Source organism: Sphingomonas sp. BL-S-30, assembly GCF_055521475.1.
The window spans coordinates 429,362-454,241 of record NZ_CM145481.1 but is presented as its reverse complement, the minus strand read 5'-3'; the positions used below and the strand labels follow the sequence as shown (position 1 = coordinate 454,241).

At 67.1% G+C, this 24,880-nt stretch carries 19 protein-coding genes and 1 tRNA gene; 13 read left to right on the top strand and 7 right to left on the bottom strand.

Annotated features, from left to right (window positions below; translation table 11 throughout):
* Positions 1–418: 418 nt before the first annotated feature.
* Positions 419–504, bottom strand: a tRNA-Tyr gene (locus ACZ1I5_RS01815).
* A gap of 144 nt (positions 505–648) precedes the next feature.
* Here ACZ1I5_RS01815 and ACZ1I5_RS01810 point away from each other — a divergent pair.
* Genes ACZ1I5_RS01810 through ACZ1I5_RS01800 form a run of 3 tightly spaced genes read left to right on the top strand, consistent with a single transcriptional unit; the run spans position 649 to position 3,814 of the window.
* Entirely contained in the window at positions 649–2,259 is a 1,611-nt protein-coding gene (locus ACZ1I5_RS01810) for a M20/M25/M40 family metallo-hydrolase (RefSeq protein WP_465172042.1), read from the top strand.
* Complete coding sequence (rlmB, locus tag ACZ1I5_RS01805) at positions 2,259–3,005, top strand: 23S rRNA (guanosine(2251)-2'-O)-methyltransferase RlmB (protein ID WP_465172041.1); 747 nt, start codon at positions 2,259–2,261, stop codon at positions 3,003–3,005. The genes ACZ1I5_RS01810 and rlmB overlap by 1 nt, the downstream gene beginning before the upstream one ends.
* Positions 3,006–3,037: 32 nt before the next feature.
* The gene (locus ACZ1I5_RS01800; protein WP_465172040.1) at positions 3,038–3,814 is read left to right on the top strand and encodes a hypothetical protein; all 777 of its coding nucleotides are present in this window, start codon (positions 3,038–3,040) and stop codon (positions 3,812–3,814) included.
* A 120-nt stretch (positions 3,815–3,934) separates the two neighbouring features.
* Here ACZ1I5_RS01800 and ACZ1I5_RS01795 read toward each other — a convergent pair whose 3' ends face one another.
* Positions 3,935–4,252: a 2Fe-2S iron-sulfur cluster-binding protein gene (locus ACZ1I5_RS01795; RefSeq protein WP_465172039.1), complete on the bottom strand. Its 318-nt coding sequence runs from the start codon at positions 4,250–4,252 to the stop codon at positions 3,935–3,937.
* Between the two features lie 66 nt (positions 4,253–4,318).
* On the opposite strand from ACZ1I5_RS01795, the gene ACZ1I5_RS01790 reads away from it, so the two are divergent.
* Entirely contained in the window at positions 4,319–4,942 is a 624-nt protein-coding gene (locus tag ACZ1I5_RS01790) for a DNA-3-methyladenine glycosylase family protein (protein ID WP_465172038.1), read from the top strand.
* A 293-nt stretch (positions 4,943–5,235) separates the two neighbouring features.
* Here the strand turns inward: ACZ1I5_RS01790 and ACZ1I5_RS01785 are convergent, their stop codons facing one another.
* The gene (locus ACZ1I5_RS01785) at positions 5,236–5,652 is read right to left on the bottom strand and encodes a DUF2147 domain-containing protein (protein WP_465172037.1); all 417 of its coding nucleotides are present in this window, start codon (positions 5,650–5,652) and stop codon (positions 5,236–5,238) included.
* A 131-nt stretch (positions 5,653–5,783) separates the two neighbouring features.
* Here ACZ1I5_RS01785 and ACZ1I5_RS01780 point away from each other — a divergent pair, with 131 nt between their 5' ends.
* The 3 genes from ACZ1I5_RS01780 to ACZ1I5_RS01770 are packed head-to-tail and all read left to right on the top strand — an operon-like array spanning position 5,784 to position 8,416.
* Positions 5,784–6,134 (top strand): hypothetical protein, encoded by a 351-nt coding sequence (locus tag ACZ1I5_RS01780; protein ID WP_465172036.1) that lies wholly within the window; start codon positions 5,784–5,786, stop codon positions 6,132–6,134.
* Positions 6,131–7,000, top strand: coding sequence for an S-methyl-5'-thioadenosine phosphorylase (locus ACZ1I5_RS01775; protein ID WP_465172035.1), 870 nt, complete (start codon positions 6,131–6,133; stop codon positions 6,998–7,000). Before ACZ1I5_RS01780 ends, ACZ1I5_RS01775 begins: the two co-directional genes overlap by 4 nt.
* A 60-nt stretch (positions 7,001–7,060) precedes the next feature.
* Positions 7,061–8,416, top strand: coding sequence for an Nramp family divalent metal transporter (locus ACZ1I5_RS01770; RefSeq protein WP_465172034.1), 1,356 nt, complete (start codon positions 7,061–7,063; stop codon positions 8,414–8,416).
* 118 nt (positions 8,417–8,534) lie between these two features.
* Here ACZ1I5_RS01770 and ACZ1I5_RS01765 read toward each other — a convergent pair whose 3' ends face one another.
* Positions 8,535–9,374: an HpcH/HpaI aldolase/citrate lyase family protein gene (locus ACZ1I5_RS01765; RefSeq protein WP_465172033.1), complete on the bottom strand. Its 840-nt coding sequence runs from the start codon at positions 9,372–9,374 to the stop codon at positions 8,535–8,537.
* A gap of 139 nt (positions 9,375–9,513) precedes the next feature.
* On the opposite strand from ACZ1I5_RS01765, the gene ACZ1I5_RS01760 reads away from it, so the two are divergent.
* Entirely contained in the window at positions 9,514–11,208 is a 1,695-nt protein-coding gene (locus ACZ1I5_RS01760; RefSeq protein ID WP_465172032.1) for an ABC transporter ATP-binding protein, read from the top strand.
* Here the strand turns inward: ACZ1I5_RS01760 and ACZ1I5_RS01755 are convergent.
* Both ACZ1I5_RS01755 and ACZ1I5_RS01750 read right to left on the bottom strand, forming a co-directional pair.
* Complete coding sequence (locus tag ACZ1I5_RS01755) at positions 11,205–12,032, bottom strand: arylamine N-acetyltransferase family protein (protein WP_465173873.1); 828 nt, start codon at positions 12,030–12,032, stop codon at positions 11,205–11,207. The genes ACZ1I5_RS01760 and ACZ1I5_RS01755 overlap by 4 nt on opposite strands.
* A 49-nt stretch (positions 12,033–12,081) precedes the next feature.
* On the bottom strand, positions 12,082–14,418 hold the full coding sequence (locus ACZ1I5_RS01750) for a GH92 family glycosyl hydrolase (RefSeq protein WP_465172031.1): 2,337 nt from the start codon (positions 14,416–14,418) through the stop codon (positions 12,082–12,084).
* 201 nt (positions 14,419–14,619) lie between these two features.
* On the opposite strand from ACZ1I5_RS01750, the gene ACZ1I5_RS01745 reads away from it, so the two are divergent.
* From ACZ1I5_RS01745 to ACZ1I5_RS01730, 4 genes are all read left to right on the top strand, one after another.
* Entirely contained in the window at positions 14,620–15,642 is a 1,023-nt protein-coding gene (locus ACZ1I5_RS01745) for a LacI family DNA-binding transcriptional regulator (protein ID WP_465172030.1), read from the top strand.
* Between the two features lie 129 nt (positions 15,643–15,771).
* Positions 15,772–18,288, top strand: coding sequence for a glycoside hydrolase family 3 protein (locus tag ACZ1I5_RS01740; protein WP_465172029.1), 2,517 nt, complete (start codon positions 15,772–15,774; stop codon positions 18,286–18,288).
* Positions 18,285–19,577, top strand: a complete 1,293-nt coding sequence (locus ACZ1I5_RS01735) for an MFS transporter (protein WP_465172028.1) — start codon at positions 18,285–18,287, stop codon at positions 19,575–19,577. The genes ACZ1I5_RS01740 and ACZ1I5_RS01735 overlap by 4 nt, the downstream gene beginning before the upstream one ends.
* 63 nt (positions 19,578–19,640) lie before the next feature.
* Positions 19,641–21,050 carry a pyridoxal phosphate-dependent decarboxylase family protein gene (locus ACZ1I5_RS01730; protein WP_465172027.1) on the top strand — a complete coding sequence of 470 codons (1,410 nt, stop codon included), beginning with the start codon at positions 19,641–19,643 and terminating at the stop codon, positions 21,048–21,050.
* Between the two features lie 133 nt (positions 21,051–21,183).
* Here the strand turns inward: ACZ1I5_RS01730 and ACZ1I5_RS01725 are convergent, their stop codons facing one another.
* Entirely contained in the window at positions 21,184–23,373 is a 2,190-nt protein-coding gene (locus ACZ1I5_RS01725) for a penicillin acylase family protein (protein ID WP_465172026.1), read from the bottom strand.
* Positions 23,374–23,421: 48 nt separating this feature from the next.
* On the opposite strand from ACZ1I5_RS01725, the gene ACZ1I5_RS01720 reads away from it, so the two are divergent.
* Positions 23,422–24,678 carry a metal-dependent hydrolase family protein gene (locus ACZ1I5_RS01720; RefSeq protein ID WP_465172025.1) on the top strand — a complete coding sequence of 419 codons (1,257 nt, stop codon included), beginning with the start codon at positions 23,422–23,424 and terminating at the stop codon, positions 24,676–24,678.
* Positions 24,679–24,880 lie beyond the last annotated feature (202 nt).

Genomic DNA, 24,880 nt, shown 5'->3' with positions numbered 1-24,880 from the left:
CGTCTCGACGGGTCGCCAGCAACGGCGGCAGATGCGTGATTCAATCTGCCGCCGGATGAGCACACAGATGCGGCGGCTTCCTCCGGTTGTGGCCCGCTCTTTCCTGGCTCCGATAAGGGGAAGGAATTGATGCCCGCCCAGCCTGTGTCTCAGGCTTGCCGCCCGATAACGCCAGCAACGTTCCGGGACAGCATATCCCTTGTCGTCGCACGAAGAGCGAGCGCCATGCCCGCTCCTATGCCGTAAGTGACGACACTCTATTTTCTTTTGTCCTACTTAAAATACCAGGGACATACCCTTTTGGTGCGGCGAATGGCCATGTCTTTCGGCACGCGCAACGCGCCCGGGAAGGCGCAGTGTCTGCGGGATCGGACTCGATTCCGACAATCGACGGTTGGCGGAAACCCCGGGCGGGGAGTGGTGGACAGGGCTGGATTCGAACCAGCGTACGCTTGCACGGGCAGATTTACAGTCTGCTGCCTTTAACCACTCGGCCACCTGTCCACTGGGCCGCTCAAAAGCGAGGCGGTCCCATGCCGACCCAAACCCATGCTGTCAACGCCCGAAAGACCTTTGGGCGGGGCCTTGCGCGGGGCGGCGGCGGCGAATACGCCTCGCAACAATCTTTCAACGTCTCTGGGGGTTCCAATGCGTCGTTCGCTCCTGCTCGCCACCGCCATGCTCGCCATCGCCTCCCCTGCCTTTCCCCAGGCGGTCGATCGTACCCAGGTCAATCGCATCGTCGACGAAGGCACGACTCGCAGCCAGGTGATGCTGACCGCCGAACATCTGTCGGACGTGATCGGCGCGCGCCTGACCAATTCGCCGTCGATGCGCCAGGCCGAGGCCTGGACTCAGGCGAAGTTCAGCGAATGGGGCCTGAAGAACGTCCACAAGGAAGGCTATGAGTTCGGCCGCGGCTGGTGGATCAACAGCTCGAGCGTGCGCATGGTCACGCCGCGCCCGATCGTGCTGACCGCGATCCCGATCGCCTGGACGCCCTCGACCAACGGCACGATCAGCGCGCCGGTATTCGTCGCGCCGATGTCGAAGGAGCGCGATTTCGACAAATGGCGCGGCAAGCTGAAGGGCAAGATCGTCATGGTCACCCTGCCCAACACCGGCAGCGAACCGAGCGAGCCGGCGTTCAAGCGCTACACCGCCGAGGAACTGGCCAAGCTCGATCAATATCAGCAGCCGACCTATGACCCCGATACCGCCGACCGCCGGCTCAAGCGGCTCGATTATGCCAAGAAGCTCGACGCCTTTCTGAAGGCCGAGGGCGCCGTCGCCTATGCCACCATGTCGCGGCTCGACTACAAGCTGGTGCACGGCGAAGGCTATCTGTTCGGCGTCGGCGAGACCCAGGCGGTGCCGGGCGTCGAAATCGCCGCCGAGGATTATCGCCGCCTCGCCCGCCTCGCGAAGCTCGGCACCGCGCCCACCGTCGAGATCAACAGCGATGTCCGCTTCGACGACAGCGACAGCAAGGCCTACAACATCATCGCCGAAATCCCCGGCACTGACCCCAAGGCGGGCTATGTGATGGCCGGCGCGCATCTCGATTCCTGGGTCGCGGGCGACGGCGCCGCCGACAATGGCGCGGGCACGGCGATGATCATGGAGGCCGCGCGCATCCTCTCCGCCAGCGGAATCCGGCCGAAACGCACGATCCGCTTCGCGCTGTGGACGGGCGAGGAGCAGGGCCTGCTGGGCAGCCTTGCCTATATCGAGCAGCACCTCGTCACGCGCGGCAAGCCGAGCGATCCGGTCCAGACGGGCCTTGCCCGCTATTATGGCTGGGACCGCCGCTGGCCGATCACGCCAAAGCCCGGCTGGGGCGATCTCGCCGCCTATTTCAACCTCGACAATGGCTCGGGCAAGGTCCGCGGCATCTATGTCGAGAACAACCAGGCGGTCGCGCCGATCTTCCGGGACTGGCTCGCGCCTTTCTCGGGCATGGGCGCGAAGGACGTGGTGATCCGCAAGACCGGCGGCACCGATCACGTGTTCATGCAAGCGGTCGGCCTGCCCGGCTTCCAGTTCATCCAGGACCCGCTCGATTATGGCAGCCGCGTGCACCACACCAGCATCGACACCTTCGATCATCTGAAGGGCGACGATATGCGCCAGGGCTCGATCGTCCTCGCCTCCTTCCTCGCCAACGCCGCCAATGCCGACAAGGCATTGCCGCGGCCGCCGCTGCCGACCGAACCGGTCGTCACCGATCCCTTCGCTTACACCGTGGACGACGACTGATGGCCCGCAAAGGACACCGCCCCTCCCAGGCCCCTGCCGGCCGCCCCCGTTTCTGGGGGCGGCATGCGGTGACCGCCGCGCTCGCCAATCCCGAGCGGACCGTGCGCAAGCTATGGGCGACGCGCGAGGCGCTCGCCTCGCTCGACATCCCGCCGGTGATCCCGATCGTCTTCGCCGACGTCGCCGATCTGGCGCGGCTGGTGCCGGGCGACGCGCCCCACCAGGGCCTGGTCGCGGAAGTCGATCCGCTGGAGGATATCTGGCTGGGCGACCTGCTTCAGCAGGGTGCCGACGACAAACGGCCTTTGGTCGTGCTCGACCAGGTGACCGATCCGCACAATGTCGGCGCGATCCTGCGCTCGGCGGCGGCGTTCGATGCGCTCGGCATCGTCACGCCCGACCGCCACGCCCCGCCCGAATCGGGGACGATCGCGCGCTCGGCCTCGGGCGCGCTGGAGATCGTGCCCTGGGTGCGCGTGGTGAATCTCGCCCGCGCGCTGGAGGAGATCGCCGAGGCCGGTTTCTGGCGCGTCGGCCTGACCGGCGAAGCGACCCAGACGCTGGCCGAGGCAATGGGCGAAACCCGCGTCGCGCTGGTGCTCGGCGCCGAGGGCGAAGGCATGCGCCAGAACACCGCGGCGCATTGCGACGAGCTTGCGCGCCTGCCGATCTCGCCTAAGGTCGAAAGCCTGAACGTGTCCAACGCCGCGGCGATCGCCCTTTACGCGGTGACGACACGGGGCTGACGTCAGCAGACCAAACCGGGGACGATATCATGATGGCTCGACTTTCACGGCTGATGCTCGTGTTGCTGATGCCCTTCGCGCTGGCGAGCTGCGTGCTGACGCCGGGCAAATTCGTCTCGACCCTGCGCATCGACACCGACCGGCATTTCACCTTCACCTATGTCGGCGAAGTGCTCGCGCTCGATATCGGCGAGGATATGATGAAGGGCCTGGGTGACGGTTCGTCGGAGACGTCGACCGACCCGACCGCCGGAGACGGCGAGGCGGTGCTGCAGAAACTCGCCTTCCAGGACAAGGGCAAGGACGGGGACAAGGACGGGGACGCAAAGGACTCAGCCGCCAAGAAAGCCGCGGCCGACGCCAAGAACCGGACGATCGCGGAGACGCTGTCGAAGGAGGCCGGATACCGCAAGGTGACCTATCTCGGTAACGGCAAGTTCAGCATCGACTATGCCATCTCGGGCACGCTCGATCACGCCTTCATGTGGCCGTACAATGTCGACGCGGAGGTGATGTTCCCCTTCATCGCGATCGAACTGCGCGCCAACGGCACGGTGCGGATGAAAGCGCCCGCCTTCGCCAATGACAGCAGCAAGGCCACCAGCAGCATGGGCGTGCCGGGCATGGACAAGACGTCGAGCCAGCTCGACGGCGTCTTCACGCTCGACACCAATGCCGAGATAGTCAGCCAGAACAACGAGGAAGGCGCCGTCCCGGCCGCGGGCGGGCGCAAGACGGTGACGTGGAAGGCGACCCCGCTGACCAAGGACGCGCCGAGCGCCGTGCTGCGGCTGGCGGCGGCGAAATGACCTTCAATCCCCCTCCCGCTTGCGGGAGGGGTTAGGGGAGGGCCTGTACTGGCCATTTTCGGGACGCTCGGGGAGGACAGGCCCTCCCCCGACCCCTCCCGCAAGCGGGAGGGGAGATACTCAATCCTCCGCCGCGATCGTCACCTTCAGGCCACCCAGCGCATCGGTCAGCTCGATCTGGCACGACAGGCGCGAATTCGCGTCGCGATCCGAGGTGGAATCGAGCAGGTCGTCCTCGTCGGGGCTCATCTTCGGCAGTTTGGCAGCAAATTCCGGGTCGACATGGACATGGCAGGTGGCGCAGCTGCAGCAGCCGCCGCACAGCGCCAGGATCTCGTCGATCCCGGCGTCGCGAATCGCCTCCATCACCGAAAGCCCGGTTTCGCCCATGATCTCGCGTTCTTCCCCCTCACGGGTCACGACGATAAGCTTGGGCATCCATTCCTCCTCAGGGGTTCGGCGCCGCCATGCCGCCCCCGGCGCTGCTAATCAAGGGACGAGACCATGGGCCTGAGCGCCGAACAGCTGCGCGCCGCGCTCGATATCCTGGCCGCGAGCGAGCCCGGCTTCGCCGCCGCGATCGACCGTGCCGGCTATCCCCAACCGCGAATCCGCGCGCGCGGCTATGCCACCTTGCTGCGCACGATCATCGGACAGCAGGTCAGCACCAAGGCGGCCGAATCGGTCTGGCGCAAGCTGGAGGGGATCGTCGGCAGCCTGGACGATCCGGGCAATATCGTGCGCGCGAGCGACGAGCAGCTGCGTGAGGCCGGGCTGTCGCGGCAAAAGGCGAGCTATGCGCGCAGCCTGGCCGACGAAGTGACGAGCGGCCGGCTCGATCTCGACAACCTCCCCGCCGACGATGAGGAAGCGGTCGCCGCGCTCGTCAGCATCAAGGGCATCGGCCGCTGGTCGGCCGAAGTCTATCTGTTGTTCGCCGAAGGGCGTCCCGACATCTGGCCTGCCGGCGACCTGGCGGTGCAGATCGAGATCGGCCGAATCCTCGGCCATGCCGAACGGCCAAGCGAGAAGCTGACCCGTGACGTGGCGGAGGTCTGGCGCCCGCATCGCGGTGCCGCGGCGATCTTCGCCTGGCACCATTATGCCGCCGGCATGAAGGTGATCTGAGCGGTCGATTCAACGAAAGATACAGTTGCGGCACTATGCCGGGGCTTGTGTTCCGCGCTCTTTCTCATGACCGAAGATGATGACGACCGGGTCGCTTGCCTGGCCCTGCCGGTCGCTGTTACGGGGCAGGTCGTTCCCTGTTATGCGATGACCGGTCCCTGTTATTCGATAACAGGGAAACCAGCTTTAACATTCTGATATTGAGCGACGATTCCGAGATAAACGACCCCGAAATCGTCAAAATAAAAAATTTTCCCTGTTTTTCGCTGTTATGGCGCGGGGAACAGCGAAAATCAGTTCGCCGCGGGCCATTTCACGGTGCGGCAGATCACCAGCCAGCAGCCCTGGACCTTCAGGCTCCGGTCGGTATCGCGGCTGATGTACGCGCGGTAGGTCTTGCCCTGGAACGGGTAATAGATCCTGCCCTGCCACTTCCCGTCGCTCTGCGCGGTGAAGTCGAACAGCACCTTCACGCCGACCAGCGAGCGCGTGCGCAGCGCCGGATCGGGATTGTTGCTGTCCGTCGTCGGGCCTTCGACCCGCGCCTTTTCGGTCAGACGGCTGATATGGCCGCACAGCGCCTTGCCGCACGGCGCGATGGTGACGACGCCCTTGCCGTCCTGCGACACCCAGTCGCCCGTGATCTGGTCGGCGGCCTGAGCGGTCGCAGGAAACGCAAAGGCAAGCAGAAGGACTAAGACAAAACGCATGTACGGCTCCCGGGCGGGAACCAATGTCCCACATCGCATCGATAAGGCGTGCATTCCGAAGGGCAAGATGATTCAGCCCGGCGCCCTCTGCGCGGTTGACGCACGCCCGATCCTATCTAGGGGAAGTCGCGATGGCCAAAGCCGACCGCCTTGCCCGCCTCGATGAGCGGCGCACCGAGACCGAAGCGGCGTATCGCGCGGCGCTGATTGCGGCCTTGCGGCTGACCGCCGGCGGGCGCTGGGGGCTGTTCGGCCACACCCAGGACAAGGCGGCCCGCGCCAGGGCAGCGCCGGTGATCGACGAGCTTGTCGAACTGGGCGACGAGATCGACGACCTGCGCGCGCAATTGTCGATCGAGCCCTTCGCCCTCCATCAGGAATTCCTTGGCGCGTGCGGCCCGGTAAAGGCGCATGCGGTCGGCGAACCGAAACAGGCCCAGGCATGGCTCGACCGCCTGGAAAAAGAGGGAAGTACCGCATGAGCGGCAAGTGGAAGATCGGGATCATCGGCGGCTCCGGCCTCTACGCGATCGACGCGCTGCAGAATCCGGAATGGGGCCGGGTCTCCACGCCCTGGGGCGACCCGTCGGACGATCTGCTGTTCGGCACGATCGGCGATGTCGAGCTGGTCTTCCTGCCGCGCCACGGCCGCGGCCACCGCATCCCGCCGTCCGAGCTCAACTTCCGCGCCAACGTGGACGCGCTGAAGCGCTGCGGCTGCACCGACATCCTCGCCATCTCCTCGATCGGGTCGTTGCGCGAGGAATTGCCGCCGGGGCATTTCGTGGTGGTCGACCAGTTCATCGACCGCACCGTCGCGCGCATCTCGAGCTTCTTCGGCACCGGCATGGTCGCCCATGTCTCGATGGCCGAGCCGGTCTGCCCGCGCCTTTCAGCTTTCGCCGCCGAAGCCGTCCATGCGGCCGGCGGATCGATCGCCAAGGGCGCGACCTATCTCGCGATGGAGGGGCCGCAATTCTCCAGCCGCGCCGAAAGCCTGCTCTACCGCCAATGGGGTGCCGACGTGATCGGCATGACCGCGATGCCCGAGGCCAAGCTCGCCCGCGAGGCGGAGCTGCCCTATGCGCTGATCGGCATGGTCACCGATTATGATTGCTGGCGCGAGGAAGCCGCGTTCGTCGAGGTGAGCGAAGTCATCAGGCAGATGTCGGCCAACGGCACGATCGCGCGCAAGGCCGTGCTGGAATTCGTCGCCGCGCTGCCGGCCGAGCGTACGCCCTCCCCGCTCGATACGGTGCTCGACCATGCGCTGATCACGTCGCCCGAAGCGCGCGACCCGGCGATGCTGGCGAAACTCGATGCTGTCGCGGGCCGAGTCCTCCGCTAAGGCTCGATCGAATGCGGCTCCGGCAATTGACGGCATGGCGCGCACAGGAGAGGATATCGCATGTCGCCGCCGCCTTCAGCCACCACTGCGTCCGGATATGACGGCATGAACGACATGCGGCCGCAGCGCCCGTCGCTCTCCGAAAGCTACCGCACCATCGCGGTGCCGCTGGGCAAGGGCGGTTTCTGGCGCAAGACCGCGGCGTTCGCCGGGCCGGGCTATATGGTCGCGGTCGGCTATATGGATCCGGGCAATTGGGCGACCGACCTCGCGGGCGGATCGGCCTTCGGCTATACCCTGCTCTCGGTCATCCTCCTGTCGAACATCATGGCGATGGTGCTCCAGTCGCTGTCGGCCAAGCTCGGCATCGTCACCGGGCATGATCTCGCCCAGGCGTGCCGCGCCAATTACAACCCCGTGGTCAATGTCGGCCTGTGGGTGCTGTGCGAGCTGGCGATCATCGCCTGCGATCTGGCCGAAGTGCTCGGCACCGCCATCGCGCTGCAATTGCTGTTCGGCCTGCCGCTGGTCGCGGGCGTATGCCTGACCGCGTTCGACGTGCTGCTGATCCTGGCGCTGCAGCGCTTCGGCTTCCGCAAGCTCGAGGCGTTCATCGTCGCGCTGCTGGTCGTGATCGCGGGCTGCTTCGCCTATGAGCTGGCAGTGGCGCAGCCGAGCGTCGCGGCGATCATGGGCGGGCTGATCCCTTCGACCCAGATCGTCACCAACCCGGCGATGCTCTATATCGCGATCGGCATCCTCGGCGCGACGGTGATGCCGCACAATCTCTACCTGCACAGCTCGATCGTGCAGACTCGCCGCTTCGGGCAGGACGAAGCCGGCAAGCGCGACGCGGTGAAGCATGCGACGATCGACAGCACGGTCGCGCTGACGCTTGCGCTGTTCATTAACGCCTCGATCCTGATCCTCGCCGCCGCGGCCTTCCACACCGCCGGACGCACTGACGTGGCCGAGATCGGCGAGGCCTATAAGCTGCTCTCACCGATGCTCGGGGCGGGCGCGGCGAGCGTGCTGTTCGCGGTGGCGCTGCTTGCCTCGGGGCAGAATTCGACGGTGACGGGCACGCTTGCCGGGCAGATCGTCGCGGAGGGGTTTCTCGACCTCAAGCTCCCGATCTGGCTGCGGCGCATGGTGACGCGGCTGCTGGCGATCGTGCCGGCGGTGATCGTGGTCGGCATCGCCGGCGATTCGGGCGCGACCAAGCTGCTGGTGCTGAGCCAGGTGGTGCTGAGCCTGCAGCTTCCCTTCGCCATCGTGCCGCTGGTCGCCTTCACCAGCGACAAGCGCCAGATGGGCGCGCTGGCCAATCCGCTCTGGCTGAAGATCGCCGCCTGGGTGATCGCCGCGACGGTGATCGGCCTCAACGTGAAACTGCTGAGCAGCTTTTTCTTTTAACCCCACCGTTCGCCCTGAGCTTGTCGAAGGGCTGCTCTTCTACCTGGGAAGAAAAGAACAAGGCTTCGACAAGCTCAGCCCGAACGGGATGGGGTGATTCCAGCCAATCGAGGTTGCTCTAGCGTCCGGCCATCGCCGCGATGCGCTGCGCCTGTTCGAGGTGCAGCAGCTCGACCATTGCGCCATCGACGCGGATGACGCCCTTGCCGGCATTCTCGGGCAGCGCGAAGGCAGCGATGATGCGATCGGCCCATGTGATAGCCTCCGCCGTCGGGCCATAGGCGCGGTTGGCGGCGGCGATCTGGGCGGGGTGGATCAGCGACTTGCCGTCGAAGCCGAACATCGCCCCCTGCGCGCACTCAGCGGCGAGCACCGGGCCGTCCTCGATCACGTTGCACACCCCGTCCAGCGCGACGAGGCCCGCGGCCCGCGCGGCGGTGACGATCATCGCGAGATGGCCGAGCAGCGGGGTGCGCTCGGGCCCGGGGGTGCAGCGCATCTCCTTGGCGAGATCGTTGGTGCCGACGAGCAGGCCCTCCAGCTTCGTGGCCGATGCCGACGCCACGATCGCATTTAGGTCGAGTATGCCGGCGCAGGTTTCGATCATCGCCCACAGCGGCAGCCCGTCGAGCAGCGCGCTGGCGGCTTCGAGATCGGCCGGACTCGAAACCTTGGGCAGCACCACCGCCTCGAACCCGGCTCCCACCACCGCGCGGCAATCGTCGGCGCCCCAGGGGGTATCGAGCGCATTGACGCGGACGAACAGCGACCGGTCGCCGAACCCGCCCGCCGCCGCCGCGGCAATCGCCTGATTGCGCGCCGCCGCCTTCAGCTCGGGCGCGACCGAATCCTCGAGGTCGAGGATCACCACGTCGCAATCGAGGCTGCGCGCCTTTTCCACCGCGCGCGCATTGGAGGCGGGCATGAACAAGGCGCTGCGGCGCGGGCGGACGATCATTGGCGGCTCCTGCGAACGGGTCGTCCGCTTACAGGAAGTTCGTGCGCGGCGCGCAAGCCCTAACCGCCCGCCAAATGCACGCGCCTTCTCGACGGCGGCGCGCGCGCGTGGGAAAGGGGCCGCGATGACAGTCGCATCAATGACATCCCTCTGGCGGCAGGCCGGCCTTTTCCTCGGCGCCTTTGCGCGTTTCGCCGGCATGCGTGGCTGGATCGCCGCCGGGCTGGTCGGCTTGTCCGCGATCCTCGACGGCATGGGGCTGGTGCTGCTGATCCCGATCGTCGAAGCGGTGGTCAGCCCGGGCGGCGGCTATATGCCGACGCGCGCCGTCTTCGAGACGCTGGGCGTGCAAAGCCCGTTGGGCAGGCTCGCGGTGCTGATCGCGGCCTTTGTCGCGCTGTCCCTGCTGCGCGCGCTGGTGCTCTACGCGCGCGACATGCAGCTCGGTCGGCTGCAGGGCGATTTCGCCCAGCACGAGCGCAATCGCATCATCCGTTCGCTCGCCGCCGCGCCGTGGAGCCGCATCGCGGCGCTCAGCCATGCCCGCGTCACCAGCCTGGTCAGCGTCGAGGTCAACCGGATCGGGGCAGGCGCGCAGTTCCTGATCCAGGGCGGTATCGCAATGGTGATGCTGGTGGTGCAGGGCGCGCTAGCCTTCGCGCTGGCGCCGGGACTCGCGCTTACCATCGGTGCGATCTTTCTGGTCGGCGGCGGTGTGGTCCTGCTGGCGCAGGAGAATATCCGCACGCTGGGGACCGGGCTGGTCGATGCCAATCACCGGATGATGGGCAGCGCGGCGGGTTTTCTCGGCGGGCTCAAGGCAGCGACCGCGCAGAATGCACAGCATGGTTTCGCCGAGGAGTTCGCGACGCTCCAGCACGCGGTCCGGGCGCGGCAACTGGAATTCATCCAGCGCCAGGCGCGCAGCCGCCAGCTCTTTGCGATCGGCTCCGCCCTGATGGGCGCGGTGGTCGTGCTGACCGGCTATGCCGCCGCCATTCCCCCCGCCATCCTGATTACGCTGGTGCTGATCTTCGCGCGGATGAGCGCCCCGGCGATGGTGATCCAGCAATCGGTGCAGAATTTCTTCTTCGGCCTCCCCGCCTTCGAGGCGATCCGCAAGCTCGAGCAGGAACTCGACGCGAGCGTGGCCCCCACGCCTATTCCGGTCATGCCGCCGCCGGGCGCGATCGAGCTTCGGGGCGTCTCCTTCCTCCATCCGGGCGGCGGCGGGCTCCATCCGGCCGACCTCAGGATCGAGCATGGATCGTTCGTCGGGATCAGTGGGCCATCGGGCGCGGGCAAGACCACCCTGGTCGAGCTGCTCACTACCTTGCAGCAACCGCAAACCGGCCAGATGCTGATTGGCGGCGAGCCGCTCGACGCGGCGCGGCAGGCGGGATGGCGCGAGAGCCTTGCCTATGTTCCGCAGGAAGGTTTCCTGTTCAACGACACCGTGCGCCGCAACCTCACCTGGGGCGCGGCGGGGATCGACGATGCCCGGCTATGGGACGCGTTGCGCCTTGCCGGTGCTGCGGAGATCGTCGCGCGGCTGCCGGACGGCCTCGAGTCGATGGTCGGCGAGCGCGGCATCGCGCTGTCGGGCGGCGAGCGCCAGCGGCTGGCGATCGCCCGCGCCCTGTTGCGCGAGCCGCGCCTGCTGGTGCTCGACGAAGCCGCGAACGCGATCGATGCCGCGAGCGAGGCAGCGTTGCTGGAGCGGCTCGCCGCGCTCGATCCACGGCCGACCATCGTGATGATCTCGCATCGCGCCGAGAGCCTGGTGCGATGCGATCGGGTGCTCACGGTCGAGCTGGGGCAGATCTCGGGCTAGGCTGCGCCGAACAGGCCCAGCGCGGCGACTTCCTGCGCCGTGAACTCGATCCCGAACATCAGGCTCAGCCTCGTGCGATAGACGCGCGGATCGACGATTTCCTCGATCGTCTCCTCGTCGCCGGCGCGGCGCCGGTACATACGGTCGGTGAGGCCAGCGAGACCGCGCGGCAGCACGATGCTGACGACGCGGACCTGCATGAAGCGGCTCTCCGGCGCGGCCGAGGTCCAGCGGTTGCTGAGTTCCAGATCGGCATCCCAGACCTGGCCGAGGGTGAAGCTGTATTGCGGCTGGAACCCCTCGCCGGTGCCGCGCCCGTCGGTGCTGCCGGGATGGCCGTCGCGCAGCAGCATCCAGCCGTGGAGCGCGTCGCGTTCGAGCCGGAAGCGTGCGCCGTCCGGGGCATCCGCCGTCGCGCCTTCGACCAGCGGCATGATCGGGGTATAGCTGCCGCCGAAACCGGGATCGGCGATCCAGTCCTGATCGTCGATCGTCACCAGGCTGAAGGTGTGGGTGAGCGGCGGCGTATCGGTCGCGGCGAGCCAGACCCGCGCGAGCAACGGCCGCGCCGCGAAACCAAGCGCTGTCAGCGCGTCGAGGAACAGCCGGTTATGCTCGAAGCAATAGCCGCCGCGCCGGGCGGTCACCAGCTTGGCGAAGACCGACGCGCTGTCGATGCGGATGCCCCGGCCGAGGATGACGTCGAGATTCTCGAACGGAATGGCGAGACGGTGCGCGCGCTGGAGCGCAGCCAGGCCCTGGGCGTCGGCGAGCGGCGCTTCCTTCAGGGCGATGCGGGCGAGATAGGCGTCGAGATCGAACATGGCGCGCCGCTTACTCATTTTCTCCCCTCCCTGAAAGGAGGGGAGAGCGTCACTTCGAATAGCCCGTCATCGAATAGGGCCGGTCCTTTTCCGCTATCGCCCAGGTGGCGTTGGGCGTCGCCTGCATCACGAAATGGAGATCGCCGCCGGCGATGATCTCGCTGTGGCGGATGAAGCCGCGGGGCAGCGCTTTGCCATTGAGCAGGACCTGGCCGACATAGCGGTTCGTATCCGACAATCCGTCGGCGCGGATGGTGAAGCGTTTGCCATTGGGCAGGTTGAGCATCGCGCGGTCCACGAAAGGCCGGCCGATGACATATTCGCCCGTGCCCGGCGCGACCGGATAGAAACCGAGCGACGTGAAGACGAGCCAGGCCGACATCTGGCCGAGATCGTCATTGCCCGACAGTCCGTCCGGGGTCGGCTTGTACTGGCTGTCGACGATCTGCTTCAGCCGCTCCTGGGTGCGCCATGGGCTGCCGGCATAGCTGTAGAGATAGGCGACGTGATGGCTCGGCTCATTGCCATGGATATATTGGCCGATCAGCCCGGCAATGTCCTCGGCATGGCTGTAATCGACCTTCGAATTGTCGAAGTCGAACATCGCGTCGAGCTTCTTCACGGTCGCCGCATCGCCGCCGAGCATGCGGATCAGGCCGCCCTGGTCCTGCGGCGCGAACCATGAATATTGCCAGGCATTCCCTTCGGTATAATCGCTGCCATAGTTGATCGCGGTCGGGTCGAACGGCTCGCGGTAGCTGCCATCGGCCTTGCGGGCACGCAGGAAGCCGGTCTTCGCATCGAAGCTGTTGCGCCAGTTGAGCGCGCGCTTGTCGAAGCGGTCGGCCAGGTCCTTGCGCCCCATCGCCCGCGCCATCCGGGCGATCGTCCAGTCGTCATAGGCATATTCGACCGTCTTGGAGGCGGCCTCGGGCTCGCGATCGATCGGCACGTAACCGAGCTTCATATAGTCGCCGAGGCCGCCATAGGGCGCATAGTCCGCGCTTGCGACCATCGCATCGAGCGCGGCCTTCGCATCGAAACCCCTGATGCCCTTCAGATAGGCATCGGCGATGACCGGCACCGCGTGATAGCCGATCATCGTCCAGGTCTCGCGCCCGTTGAACTGCCAGACGGGGAGGATGCCGAACGGGCTGTCCTGCCGGCTGGCGATCAGCGAATTGACGAAGTCGGCGTTGCGCTTCTCCGGCTGGATCAGCGTCAGCAGCGGATGCTCGGCGCGGAACGTGTCCCAGAGCGAGAAGGTCGAATGATAGGTGAAGCCGGTCGCCTGATGGACCTGATCGTCGGGCCCGCGATAGCGGCCGTCGGCATCGCCATAGACGCTGGGCGCGACCAGCGTGTGGTAGAGTGCGGTGTAGACCGTCTTCCTCATCGGCGCCGGTGCGTCGATGACCACGGCACCGAGCGCCTTTTCCCACGCGACGCGAGTCTGCGCGCGGATCGTATCGAAGCTGCCGGGCTCGCTGGCGAGATTGGCGAGCGCGCCGGCTTCGTCGACGCCGGAGATGGCGACATGGACTTCGAGCGGCCTGGTCAGCGCCCCGAAATCGAGCCGGGCAACGAGCGCGCGTCCAGCCAGTTGCTCGACGGAATCGTCACCGCGACCAGGGCCCTGGAAGCCCTTGTACGGCACCTCCTCCTCGCGGTTGACGAACGCATGCCCGGTCAGCGGCGCGGAGAAGCGCATGGCGAAGAACAGCTTGCGCGCCGGCGCCCAGCCGCGCGTCTCGCGCATGCCGGTGATCGTGCCGTCGGGCCGCACGCGCACCGACGACCAGAGGATCTTGCCGGGATAATTATAGATGCTCGACCGCAGGTCGACGACCAGATGCGCGGGCTTGCCGGCGGGAAAGCCGTAGCGATGCACGCCGACCCTGGTACCGGCGGTCAGTTCGGCGCGGACGCCGGGATCGTCGAGCGTCACCGCATAATAGCCGGGCGTCGCTATCTCGCTCGCATGGCTGAAGCGCGAGCGGTAGCCGGAGCCTGGTTTCGCCGGGTCACCGGGTTCCAGCGACACCGTGTCGCCGACGACTGGGCTGACCAGGATATCGCCGAGATCGCTGTGCCCCGCCCCGGAAAAATGCGTGTGCGAGAAGCCGAGGATCGACGAGTCCTCATGACGATAGCCCGCCGCCCATTTGTAGCTCTGCTTGAACGGCCTGATCTCCGTATCCGGGCTGAGCTGGACCATGCCGAACGGCGCCACCGCACCGGGGAAGGTATGCCCCTCCCCACCGGTCCCGATAAAGGGATCGACCGAATCGACCGGCGCGGGGGACGAAACCGGCGGCGTTTGCGCGGTGGCGAGGCTGGCTGCGGTGCCGAGGCACAGGGCGGCGATGACCGTGAGGCGATTCATCGGGCCGTTAGACCACAGGAGACGGGACCGGTGAAGCATGCCCGGCGCCGGAAATTGATACTAACGTTGTCATAGTTGCTGCATCTCGCAGAAAAACCCTTGTTTCGTTGCCGTTTCGGAAGGCAGTATCACGCCCGCCCGCTGTACTGCGCCTGTGGCGCAGGCTACCGCGGCCGTCATTCCCATGCTAGCGGGGCAGATATGGACCTGGGGCGTCGCGCAACCATTATCGATGTAGCCCGCGAGGCGGACGTATCGATCAAGACCGTTTCGCGCGTGTTCAACGATGCGCCCAATGTGACGCCCAAGACCCGCGACCGCGTGATGAAGGTCGCGACCGCGCTGCATTACCACCCCAATGTCGTCGCCCAGGGCCTGGTCGGACGGCGATCCTATCTGCTCGGCCTGCTCTACGAGAACCCCAGCCCCAACTATGTCGTCGAGCTGCAGCAGGGCGCGCTCGACCGGTTGCAGGGCGAGAAATACCGGCTGGTCGTGCTGCCGGTGGGCACGGTCTCGGCCATTGCCGACAAGATCGTCTCGCTCGTGCGGTCGGCCGCGCTCGACGGCGTCGTGCTGACGCCGCCCGCCTCCGACCATCCCGTGGTGCTGGAGCAACTCAAGGCGGCGCGCTTCCCGTTCGTCCGCATCGCGCCGACCCGCTCGCCCGAGCTCGGTCCCCGCACCCTGACCGACGATGTCGGCGCGGCGCGGATGATGACCGAATATCTCATCTCGCTCGGCCACAAGCGGATCGGCATGATCAAGGGCGACCCGAGCCATCCGGCAAGCGAGGCCCGCCTGCTGGGCTATTCCAATGCGCTCGCCGCAGCCGGACTGAAGATGCGGCTCGACGATATCGAGCAGGGCATGTTCAACTTCGAATCCGGGCTCCAGGCCGGCGCGCGCCTGCTCGGCCGCCGCGACCGACCGACCGCGATCTTCGCGCAGAATGACGACATGGCCGCCGGGGCGATCATGGCGGCGCACGATCTCGGCATCGACGTGCCGCGCGACCTGTCGGTTGCGGGGTTCGACGACAGCGCGATCGCGCAGATCGTCTGGCCGCGCCTGACCACCATTCACCAGCCGGTGTTCGACATGGCGCGCGACGCCACGACGATGCTCGTCGCGATGCTCGAGAAGAAGCCGCATGAGGACCTGATCGAGCATCCGGTCGCTTTGGTTCACCGTCAATCCACCGGGCCAGCGCCGGGCGCCTGACCCGATCCCGGACGATCGCGCTACAATCGCGGCCGATTGGAATTGACAACGTAGGTCATGAAATGATGTAACGGCGTTCATGACCCGATTGATCGGGCGTGTGAACCGATCGGTGGGGAGAGTGGTGTAATGCTCGGCAGGCGCAGGCTGAAGATGGCGTTCGGGGTCGCAAGCCTCGTGGCCATCGCGACAGCAACGGGAATCGGCGCGGCGCAGACGCCGACTGCCGCCTGGCCGCATGTCGGGTCGCCCTTGCCGGCCGATCCCGCGATGGAAAAGCGGATCGATTCGCTGCTCGCCAGAATGAGCGTCGAGGACAAGGTGGCGCAGGTCGTGCAGCCCGACATCGGCAGCCTGACGATGGACGAAATCCGCCAGTATAAATTCGGATCGATCCTGGCCGGCGGCAGTTCCGGCCCGAATCTCGACGACAAGGCTCCCGCCCCTGCCTGGCTGGCTTATGCCGATGCGGCGTGGGAGGCCGTGACCAGGCGCGACGACGGCCGCCCGGTGATCCCGCCGATCTGGGGCATCGACGCGGTGCATGGCCATGCCAACATCATCGGCGCGACGATCTTCCCGCAGAATATCGGCCTGGGCGCGATGCGCGACCGCGACCTGATCCGGAAGATCGGCGAAGTGACCGCAAAGGAGATGGCGGTCACCGGGATCGACTGGGATTTCTCGCCGACGCTGGCGGTGGTGCGCGACGACCGCTGGGGCCGCAGCTATGAGGGCTTTTCCGAAGATCCGTCGGTGGTGCGCGACTATGCCGGCGCGATGATCGAGGGGCTGCAGGGCAAGGCGGGCTCGAAGGAATTTCTGCGCGACGGCAAGGTGATCGCGACCGCCAAGCATTTCGTCGGCGACGGCGGCACCGCCAATGGCATCGACCAGGGCGACAATCCTGGAACCCCCGAGCAGATCCGCGACATCCACGGCGCCGGTTATCCCCCGGCGATTGCGGCGGGCGTGCAGGCGGTGATGGCGAGCTTCTCCAGCGTGCGCGGCACCAAGCTGAGCGCGGACAAGGACTTGCTGACCGGCGCGCTGCGCGACCAGATGGGTTTTGACGGGCTGACCGTCGGCGACTGGAATGCGCATGGCCAGGTGCCGGGCTGCACCAACACGTCCTGCGCCGCCGCGATCAACGCCGGCATGGACATGGTGATGGCGCCGGACAGCTGGAAAGGCTTTTACGCCAGCACGCTCGCGCAGGTGAAATCGGGCGAGATATCGAAGGCGCGGCTCGACGAAGCGGTGCGGCGAATCCTGCGGGTGAAGATCCGCGCCGGCATGTTCGAGAAGGGCAAGCCTTCGTCGCGTCCGTTCGCCGGCAAGTTCGAGCTGCTCGGATCGCCGGAGCATCGCGCTGTCGCGCGGCAGGCGGTGCGGGAGTCGCTCGTGCTGCTCAAGAACCAGGGCCATGTGCTGCCCTTGTCGCCCAGGCTCGACCTGCTGGTGGCGGGCGACGGTGCCGACAATATCCCCAAGCAGAGCGGCGGCTGGACGATCAGCTGGCAGGGCACCGGCATGACCAATGCCGACTTCCCGCATGCCCAGTCGATCTATGCCGGTATCGCCGAGGCAGCCAGGGCGGCAGGCGGCAGCGCGACGTTGAGCGTCGACGGCAGCTTCACCAAGAAGCCGGGCGCGGCGATCGTGGTGTTCGGCGAGGATCCTTACGCCGAGTTCGCGGGCGACCGGCCGACGGTGGAATATCGCCCCGGCGAGAGCCGCGACCTCGACCTGCTGAAGAAGCTGAAGGCGCAAGGCATTCCCGTGGTCGCGGTATTCCTGTCGGGCCGGCCGCTCTGGGTGAACCCGGAGCTCAACGCGGCCGACGCGTTCGTCGCGGCCTTCCTGCCCGGCGGCGAAGGTGGCGGCGTGGCCGATGTGCTGCTGGCGGGTGCGGACGGCAAACCGCGCCACGATTTCCGCGGCACGCTGTCCTTCTCCTGGCCGAAGCGCATCGACCAGACGCCGCTCAACAAGGGCGACGCCGTGTACGACCCGCTCTTCGCGTTCGGCTATGGGCTGACCTACAAGGATAAGGGCGACCTCCCGGCACTGTCCGAGGATCGGCCGGCAGCCGCCACGCGGCCCGACGGCACCGTGTTCGCGCGCGGCACCCTGCCGCCCGGCTGGCGCTTCGATCTGGCCGAGCCAGGTGGGGTCGCCGAGCCGGTGTCCGGCAATGCCGGCGCGACAGGGGCCGGCGGGGTTCGCCTGTCGAGCGTCGACCGGCGCGCGCAGGAGGATGCGCGCAGGATCGTCTGGGGAACCGCCGGGGGTACCGCGCGGATCGCCGCCGACAAGCCGATCGACATCGGCCGAGAATCCAATGCGCAATATAATATGGTCATCGAATATCGCGTGGATGCTGCGCCGACCGGCACCGTCAGGTTGGGCATGCAGTGCGGCGCCAATTGCGCGGGCGCGGTGCCGATCACCGGGGTGCTGCGCGCCGCGCCGGTCGGACAATGGACCACCCTCACCCTGCCGCTCAACTGCTTCGCCACCGCCGGGCTCGACCCGCGGCGAGTGAGCGCGCCGTTGATCCTGGCGAGCGCCGGGGCCGCGACGCTGTCGATCTCCGACATCCGCTTCGTCAGCGCGAACGGTGTCGCCGGGTGCCCGCAATGACCGCAACCGAGGGCGGCAAGGCCGCTGCCGGTGCCGGGGCCGCCTTTGCGGTGGTGACGTGCCTGTTCTTCGCCTGGGGCTTCGTCACGTCGAACACCGATCCGCTGATCGCAGCGATGCGCGGCATCTACACGCTCAACGTGGCGGAAGGCATGCTGACTCAGTTCGCCTTCTTCCTCGCCTATTTCGTGGTGTCGCTGCCGGCTGCCGCCTTGCTCGCGCGGCTCGGGCACAGCCGGACGATCATCACGGCACTGATGGTGATGATCGGCGCGTGCGGGCTGATGCTCGTCGCCTCGCACATGCAGGCCTACACCATGGTGCTGGTCGCATTGTTCGTGATGGCGGGCGGCATCACCGTGCTGCAGGTCGCGGCCAACCCCCTGGCGGCGTCGCTCGGCGCGCCCGAGCGGAGCCATTTCCGCCTCACCTTCGCCCAGGCGTTCAACTCGCTCGGCGTGGTGCTGGGCGTCAGCATCGGATCGAAGCTGATGCTGCGGCCCGACGTATTCGGGAAGGGCGGGCATATCCTGCCGCACATCCCGCGCAGCACGGCGCTGGGCGCGATCGACCATGCCTTTGTGCTGATCGCCATCGCGGTCGCGGCGCTCGCGCTGCTGATCTTCGTCTTCCGCAAGCGCATCAATGCATCGGCTGCCGACATCACCATCCAGGGCGCTTCGCCGCTCAAGGCGCTGCGCTCCGGCTGGGCAGTGTTCGGCGCAATCGCGATCTTCCTCTATGTCGGCGCGGAGGTGACCATCGCCAGCGTGATGATCAACTTCCTCAACCGGCCCGACGTACTCGGCCTGACGCTCGAAGCGGCGGGCGGGGTGCTGGCTTATTATTACTGGGGCGGTGCGCTGGCCGGACGGTTCGTCGGCAGCGTGGTGCTGACCAGGGTACGGGCGAGCTGGTTGCTCACCGGCGCCGCCGCGATCGCGGCGTGCCTGACCGCGGCGGCATTCGTGTTGCACGGCCCCGCGGCGGCGTATGCGGCACTGGGCGTGGGCTTCTTCAATTCGATCATGTTCCCGACGATCTTCAGCATCACCATGGAACGGTCCAGGACGTCGAGCGCCTCGGTGTCGGGCCTGCTCTGCATGGCGATCGTGGGCGGGGCGTTGCTGCCCTTGTTCTCCGGCTGGATCGCGGACGCGACGTCGATCGGCATGACCTTCGTGCTGCCCGCCATCGCCTATGTGGTGATCGCGCTGTTCGGCGGGCTGGGCCCCAAATCTCGGCTTTCCGGCGAGGACGCGGTGGAGGCGGCGCCCGCTTTCCACTGAGGCGACACTTTGAAGGCCAGAAGCGGATGGCGCGTGCCCTGCCCGTTGTGACATGGTCGCGCGATGGAACCGGACGATATCGATAACGGCCATGCCGCCATGGCCGACGCCGCGAAGCACGCCATCGCCTATCGGCGCGACGTCGCGACGGCGGAGAATACGCCTGTCGCGAGCTATGCCGAGATGCTCGCCGCCTTCGCCGCGCCGACGCCCGAACGAGGTGCCGACCCACGGGCGATCATCGAGGAACTCGCGACCCTGGCCACGCCGGGCATCCGCGCCTCGACGGGCCCGCGCTTCTTCGGCTGGGTGATCGGCAATTCGCATCCGACGGGTGTCGCGGCGGATTGGCTGGCTGCCGCCTGGGGGCAGAATGCCGCCAACCTCCATGCCGCGCCCGCTGCCTCGGCGATCGAGGCCGTTACGGCAGGCTGGCTGCTCGATCTGCTTGGGCTGCCGGCGGGCGCTTCGGTCGGTTTCGTCACGGGCGCGACGGTCGCCAATTTCGTGTGTCTCGCCGCCGCGCGGAGCGAGGTGCTGCGGCGCGTCGGCTGGGATGTCGAGGCCGACGGGCTGTGCGGCGCGCCGCCGATCACCGTGCTGATCGGCGACGATGCGCATGCGACGGTCTATTCTGGAATCAAGTATCTCGGACTCGGCGCCCAGCGGGTGCGGCGGATCGCTTGCGATGCGAGCGGGCGGATGCTGGCCGACGAGTTCGCGCGAGCGTTGGGCGAGACCACCGGGCCAGTGATCGCGATCGCTCAGGCGGGGCAGATCAACACCGGCGCGTGCGACCCGTTCGCCGAGATCGCGCCGATGGCGCGGGAGGCCGATGCCTGGCTGCATGTCGATGGCGCGTTCGGGTTGTGGGCGCAGGCGAGCCCGGACCAGGCGCACCTGGCCGCCGGGGTCGAGCTGGCCGACAGCTGGGCGACCGACGGGCACAAATGGCTGCAGACGCCCTATGACAGCGGCTTTGCGATCGTGCGCGATGCGGAGGCGCATCGGCGGGCGATGGCGATCACCGCGAGCTATCTGCCGCCGGCCGAAGGCGCCGAGCGCGACCCTTCCGCCTATGTTCCCGAGCTGTCGCGGCGCGCGCGGGGCTTCGCCGCCTGGGCGATGATCCGGCAGCTCGGGCGCGAGGGGATCGCGGCGATGGTCGCGGAACATTGCGCCATCGCGACGCACATGGCGGAGCGGCTGGCGGCGTTGCCGGGGGTCGATCTGGTCTGCCCGGTCGAGCTCAACCAGTTCATGGTGCGCTTCGGGGGCGATGATGCGCTGACGCTCGCGACCGTCCGGCAGGTGCAGGAGGATGCGGTGGCGTTCATCGGATCGGCGCTGTGGCGCGGGCACTGGGTGATGCGGGTTTCGGTCTCCTCGGTGGCGACGACGATGGCGGAGGCGGATGTCACGGTTGATGCGGTGGTGGATGCGTGGGAGCAGACCAGAGCGGGCGAGGCCTGAAAGGGTCTTCCCCGGCGAAGGCCGGGGTCCAGTTGGAGAGGTTGTAGTAACGAAGGGCACCTTCTCCAATCCAAGTCCCCCAACTGGACCCCGGTCTTCGCCGGGGAAGGAACATAATTGCTGACACCGCGCCTTACTCCCCCGGTTGGTATTTCCGCTCCACATGGCCGGTGAGGTCCTGAGGGTAGAAATAGACCGGTCGGAGATTGCCGTCGGCGTAGCGCTGGGCCTGGTCGTTGAAATGGGGTGAGGCGGGGTTGCCGCTTTCGCCGCCCGCGGTGACCGCCCAGGCCTTGAGACGCGGGCCGAACTCCACGACGGCGACGAAGCTGTTGCCGCTGGTGCCGTAATAATTCTTCGTGTTCGGATACGCCTTCGCCCCATAGCTCGCCAGCGACCCCCATTGGCCGGAGACGAATGGCACGGCGATGCTGGGTTTTGAATCATCGAACCGGGCGTCGATCGAGTCGTCGAGGCGCTGGAAGCGGTTGATCCGGCCCCAGGCCACGCGCCAGTCGCCAAAGTCGCGGGTCAGGCGATCGACCGCCTGGACGAGCGCGTCGAGCTTCGCCTCGGGCGTCACTTTCGCGGCGATATAGTCGGGCACGTTCATGCGCTCGGCGCGGGCAAAGCCGCCGACATCCTTCCACAGCGCATCGCCCCAGAAGATGGCGAGCGAGGTCGGTTCGGACGCGGCGCTCCAGCGATAATCCCAGCCCTTGAGCGCGGCGATCGGCGCGGCAAGCGTCGCGCGGCGGGCGTCGCCTGCGGGAAGCGCCTGCCAGGCGGACACGAGTTGCGGGATCAGCTTGGCGAAGGCCGGGAGATAGGAGTCATAGGCCACCGCGCGCAGGCCTTCGGGGGTGAAGCCGGTCTTGCCGGTCAGCAGCAGATCGGAATGGGTGCCGCGCGCATTCGCCCCGGCCTGATCCATATATTTGGGATAGTCGGCCGCCTTCGGGCTGTCGGGGCCGGCCGACTGCCAGGGCCAGTCGTTCGAGTTCTTTGCCCAGCCGACCGGCGGGTTGATCGCGTTGGGCAAGGTCGCAATCGCGTGCAGCCCCTTCCAGTCGGTCGCGGGATCCGATCCGTCGACCGCGCGGGTATAATCGAAGCTATCGTTGCGGATCGGCACGAATTGCGGGTGGAGATAGGCGATCTCGCCCTTGCTGTCCGCGAACAGCGTGTCGTTCGAACTGTTCGCCTGGCGCTCTGCCACGGCCATGTACGAGGCGAGGTCGGTCGTCTTGGTGCGCAACCAGCTTTGTTCGAGCGCGGGGATCGGTTTCCACATCAACGACATGGCGATCCATTTGCCGTCGCGCTTGGCGACGATCGGGCCATGATGCGTGCGCTGCACGGTGAAGGTGCGGGTGCCCATGGTGCCGTCGGGCTGGCGATAGGAAATCGAGATGCGGCGGCGCTCGACCGGGCGCAGCTTGTCGCCGTAGCGATAGGAGAGCTTGCCCGACTGGAACACGAAGGTCTCGGCGAACTCGTCGACATTGTCGACGCCCGAGGAGGTGTGCATCCACCCGGCGTTCGCGTTGAAGCCCTGATAGATGAAGAACTGCCCCCAGGTGGAGGCGCCATAGGCGTTGAGCCCCTCCCCGCTGGTCATCTGCAGTTCGGAACGGAAATAGAAGCTGGTGTGCGGGTTGATCAGCAGCAGGGCATGGCCGTCGGCGGTGTTCTTCGGCGCGATGGCGATGCCGTTGGAACCGCGCGGCTCGCGGGGGATGCGGCCCAGCTCCTCGTCGGTCATCGCGACCTGGCGCGTGCCGTAGAGGCTCTCCAGTTCCGACAGCGAGATACGCTCGATATCGCCGCCGATGCTGCCTTCGGTGAAGGAGAGCGCCATCCACGGCTCGAAGCGCGTCAGCACCTTGGGGTGGGTGTCAGGGTGCGTGGCGAGATAATAGTTCAAGCCATCGGCCCAGGCCCGCATCAGGGTGCGCAGCCAGGCCGGACTTGCCTTGTACTGCTTCTGGAGGTCGACCGGATCGACATAGAGGCGCTGGCGCAGATCGGCCCAGATCGCCTTCTCACCCTGTGCCTCGGCGGTGCGGCCGAGCGCAGTGAGGTAATTGGCCTCGACCCGGCTGAAATCGTCCTCCGCCTGCGCATAGATCGCGCCGAACACGGCATCGGCGTCGCTCTTGCCGACGACATGGGCGATGCCCCAATCGTCGCGCGTGATGGTGACGCGGGCGGCCTGGGCCTTCCAGCCGGCCTTCTCGTCCGGCGCCGCATGGGCGATGCCGGGGACGAGCAGGACAAGCGCGAGGAGCGGGTTGCGAAGGCGGCGGCTGAGTCTATCCATGCGACAAGGGCTATCCGGCGCATCGTGGCGCGGCAAGGAGAACGGGCGATGAAGTGGTTGCTGGCGCTGACCTTGTCGATCGCCGGGCCCGTGGCGGCGGCCGAGCCACCCATCCTGCTCCGCCCGGCACAGGTTTTCGACGGCGTCGATCCGAAGCCGCATGTCGGCTGGGAAGTGCTGATCGAGGGCGGCAAGATCGTCTCGGTCGGGCCGAAACTGACCGCGCCCGCCGGCGCGCGCACGATCGACCTGCCGGGCCAGACCCTGATGCCGGGCATGATCGAGGGCCACGGTCATCTGTTCCTGCATCCCTATAACGAGACGAGCTGGGACGATCAGGTGCTGCACGAGCCGCTGGCGCTGCGCACCGCGCGGGCGGTGGCGCAGGCGCGCGCGACCCTGATGGCGGGCTTCACCAGCGAGCGCGATCTCGGCACCGAGGGGGCGGGCTATGCCGATGTCGGGCTGCGCCAGGCGATCGACCAGGGTGTGGTGCCGGGGCCGCGCCTGACGGTGGCGACGCGGGCGATCGTCGCGCTGGGGGCTTATGGCCCCAAGGGGTTCGAGCCCGGCGTCGCCATTCCGCAGGGCGCCGAGGAAGTGAGCGGCGTCGACGGCATGGTCCGCGCGGTGCGCAGCCAGATCGCGGCGGGCGCGGATGTGGTGAAGCTGTACGCCGATTACCGCTGGGGGCCGGGCGAGCCGAGCCGCGCTACCCTGTCCCAGGCCGAGATCACCGCCGCGACCGAGGCGGCACATGATGCGGGCCGCACCGTCGCCGTCCATGCGTCGACCGCCGAGGGCATGCGCCGGGCGATCGCGGCAGGGGCCGACACGATCGAGCATGGCTATGGCGGCACGGCGGAGATCTTCAAGGCGATGGCGGCGAAGGGGATCGCGCTGTGCCCGACGCTGGCTGCGTCGGATGCGGTGGCGCGCTATCGCGGGTGGAATGGTGCCGATCCTGCTCCCGCGGGTGTGACGGAGAGTCGCAAGTCCTTCGCGCTTGCCCGAGCGGCTGGCGTGGCGATGTGCATGGGCGGCGATGTCGGCGTGTTCACGCATGGCGAGAATGCGCGCGAGATGGAGCTGATGGCCGCGGGCGGCATGCCGGCGGCGCAGGTGATGATCGCGGCGACTTCGGGCAATGCGCGGGCCTTCCATCTCGACGGCAAGGTCGGTGCGGTGAAGCCGGGCTTGCTCGCCGACCTGATCGCGGTGAGCGGCGACCCGACCCGCGACATAGCGGCGGTGCGCGACGTGCGGCTGGTGATCAAGGGCGGCGTGGTGGTGAAGGGGCCCTGACGCGCGGCGTGGAGGCTTCAAGTAGTGGTGTTGGAGTCGGATCGAAACTGGCCAGTATTCGTCGAATTTTGCGACCCACCTGGGAAGGGGGCGAATCGCGGCGCTATTGCGCGCCTGTAGCGGGTTTAGTTGGAGCGGATGAAACGGTGTTGGAAGCGCAAGAAACGCGTCGCGAAAAATCGCGCGAGCCGCATTTGACGAA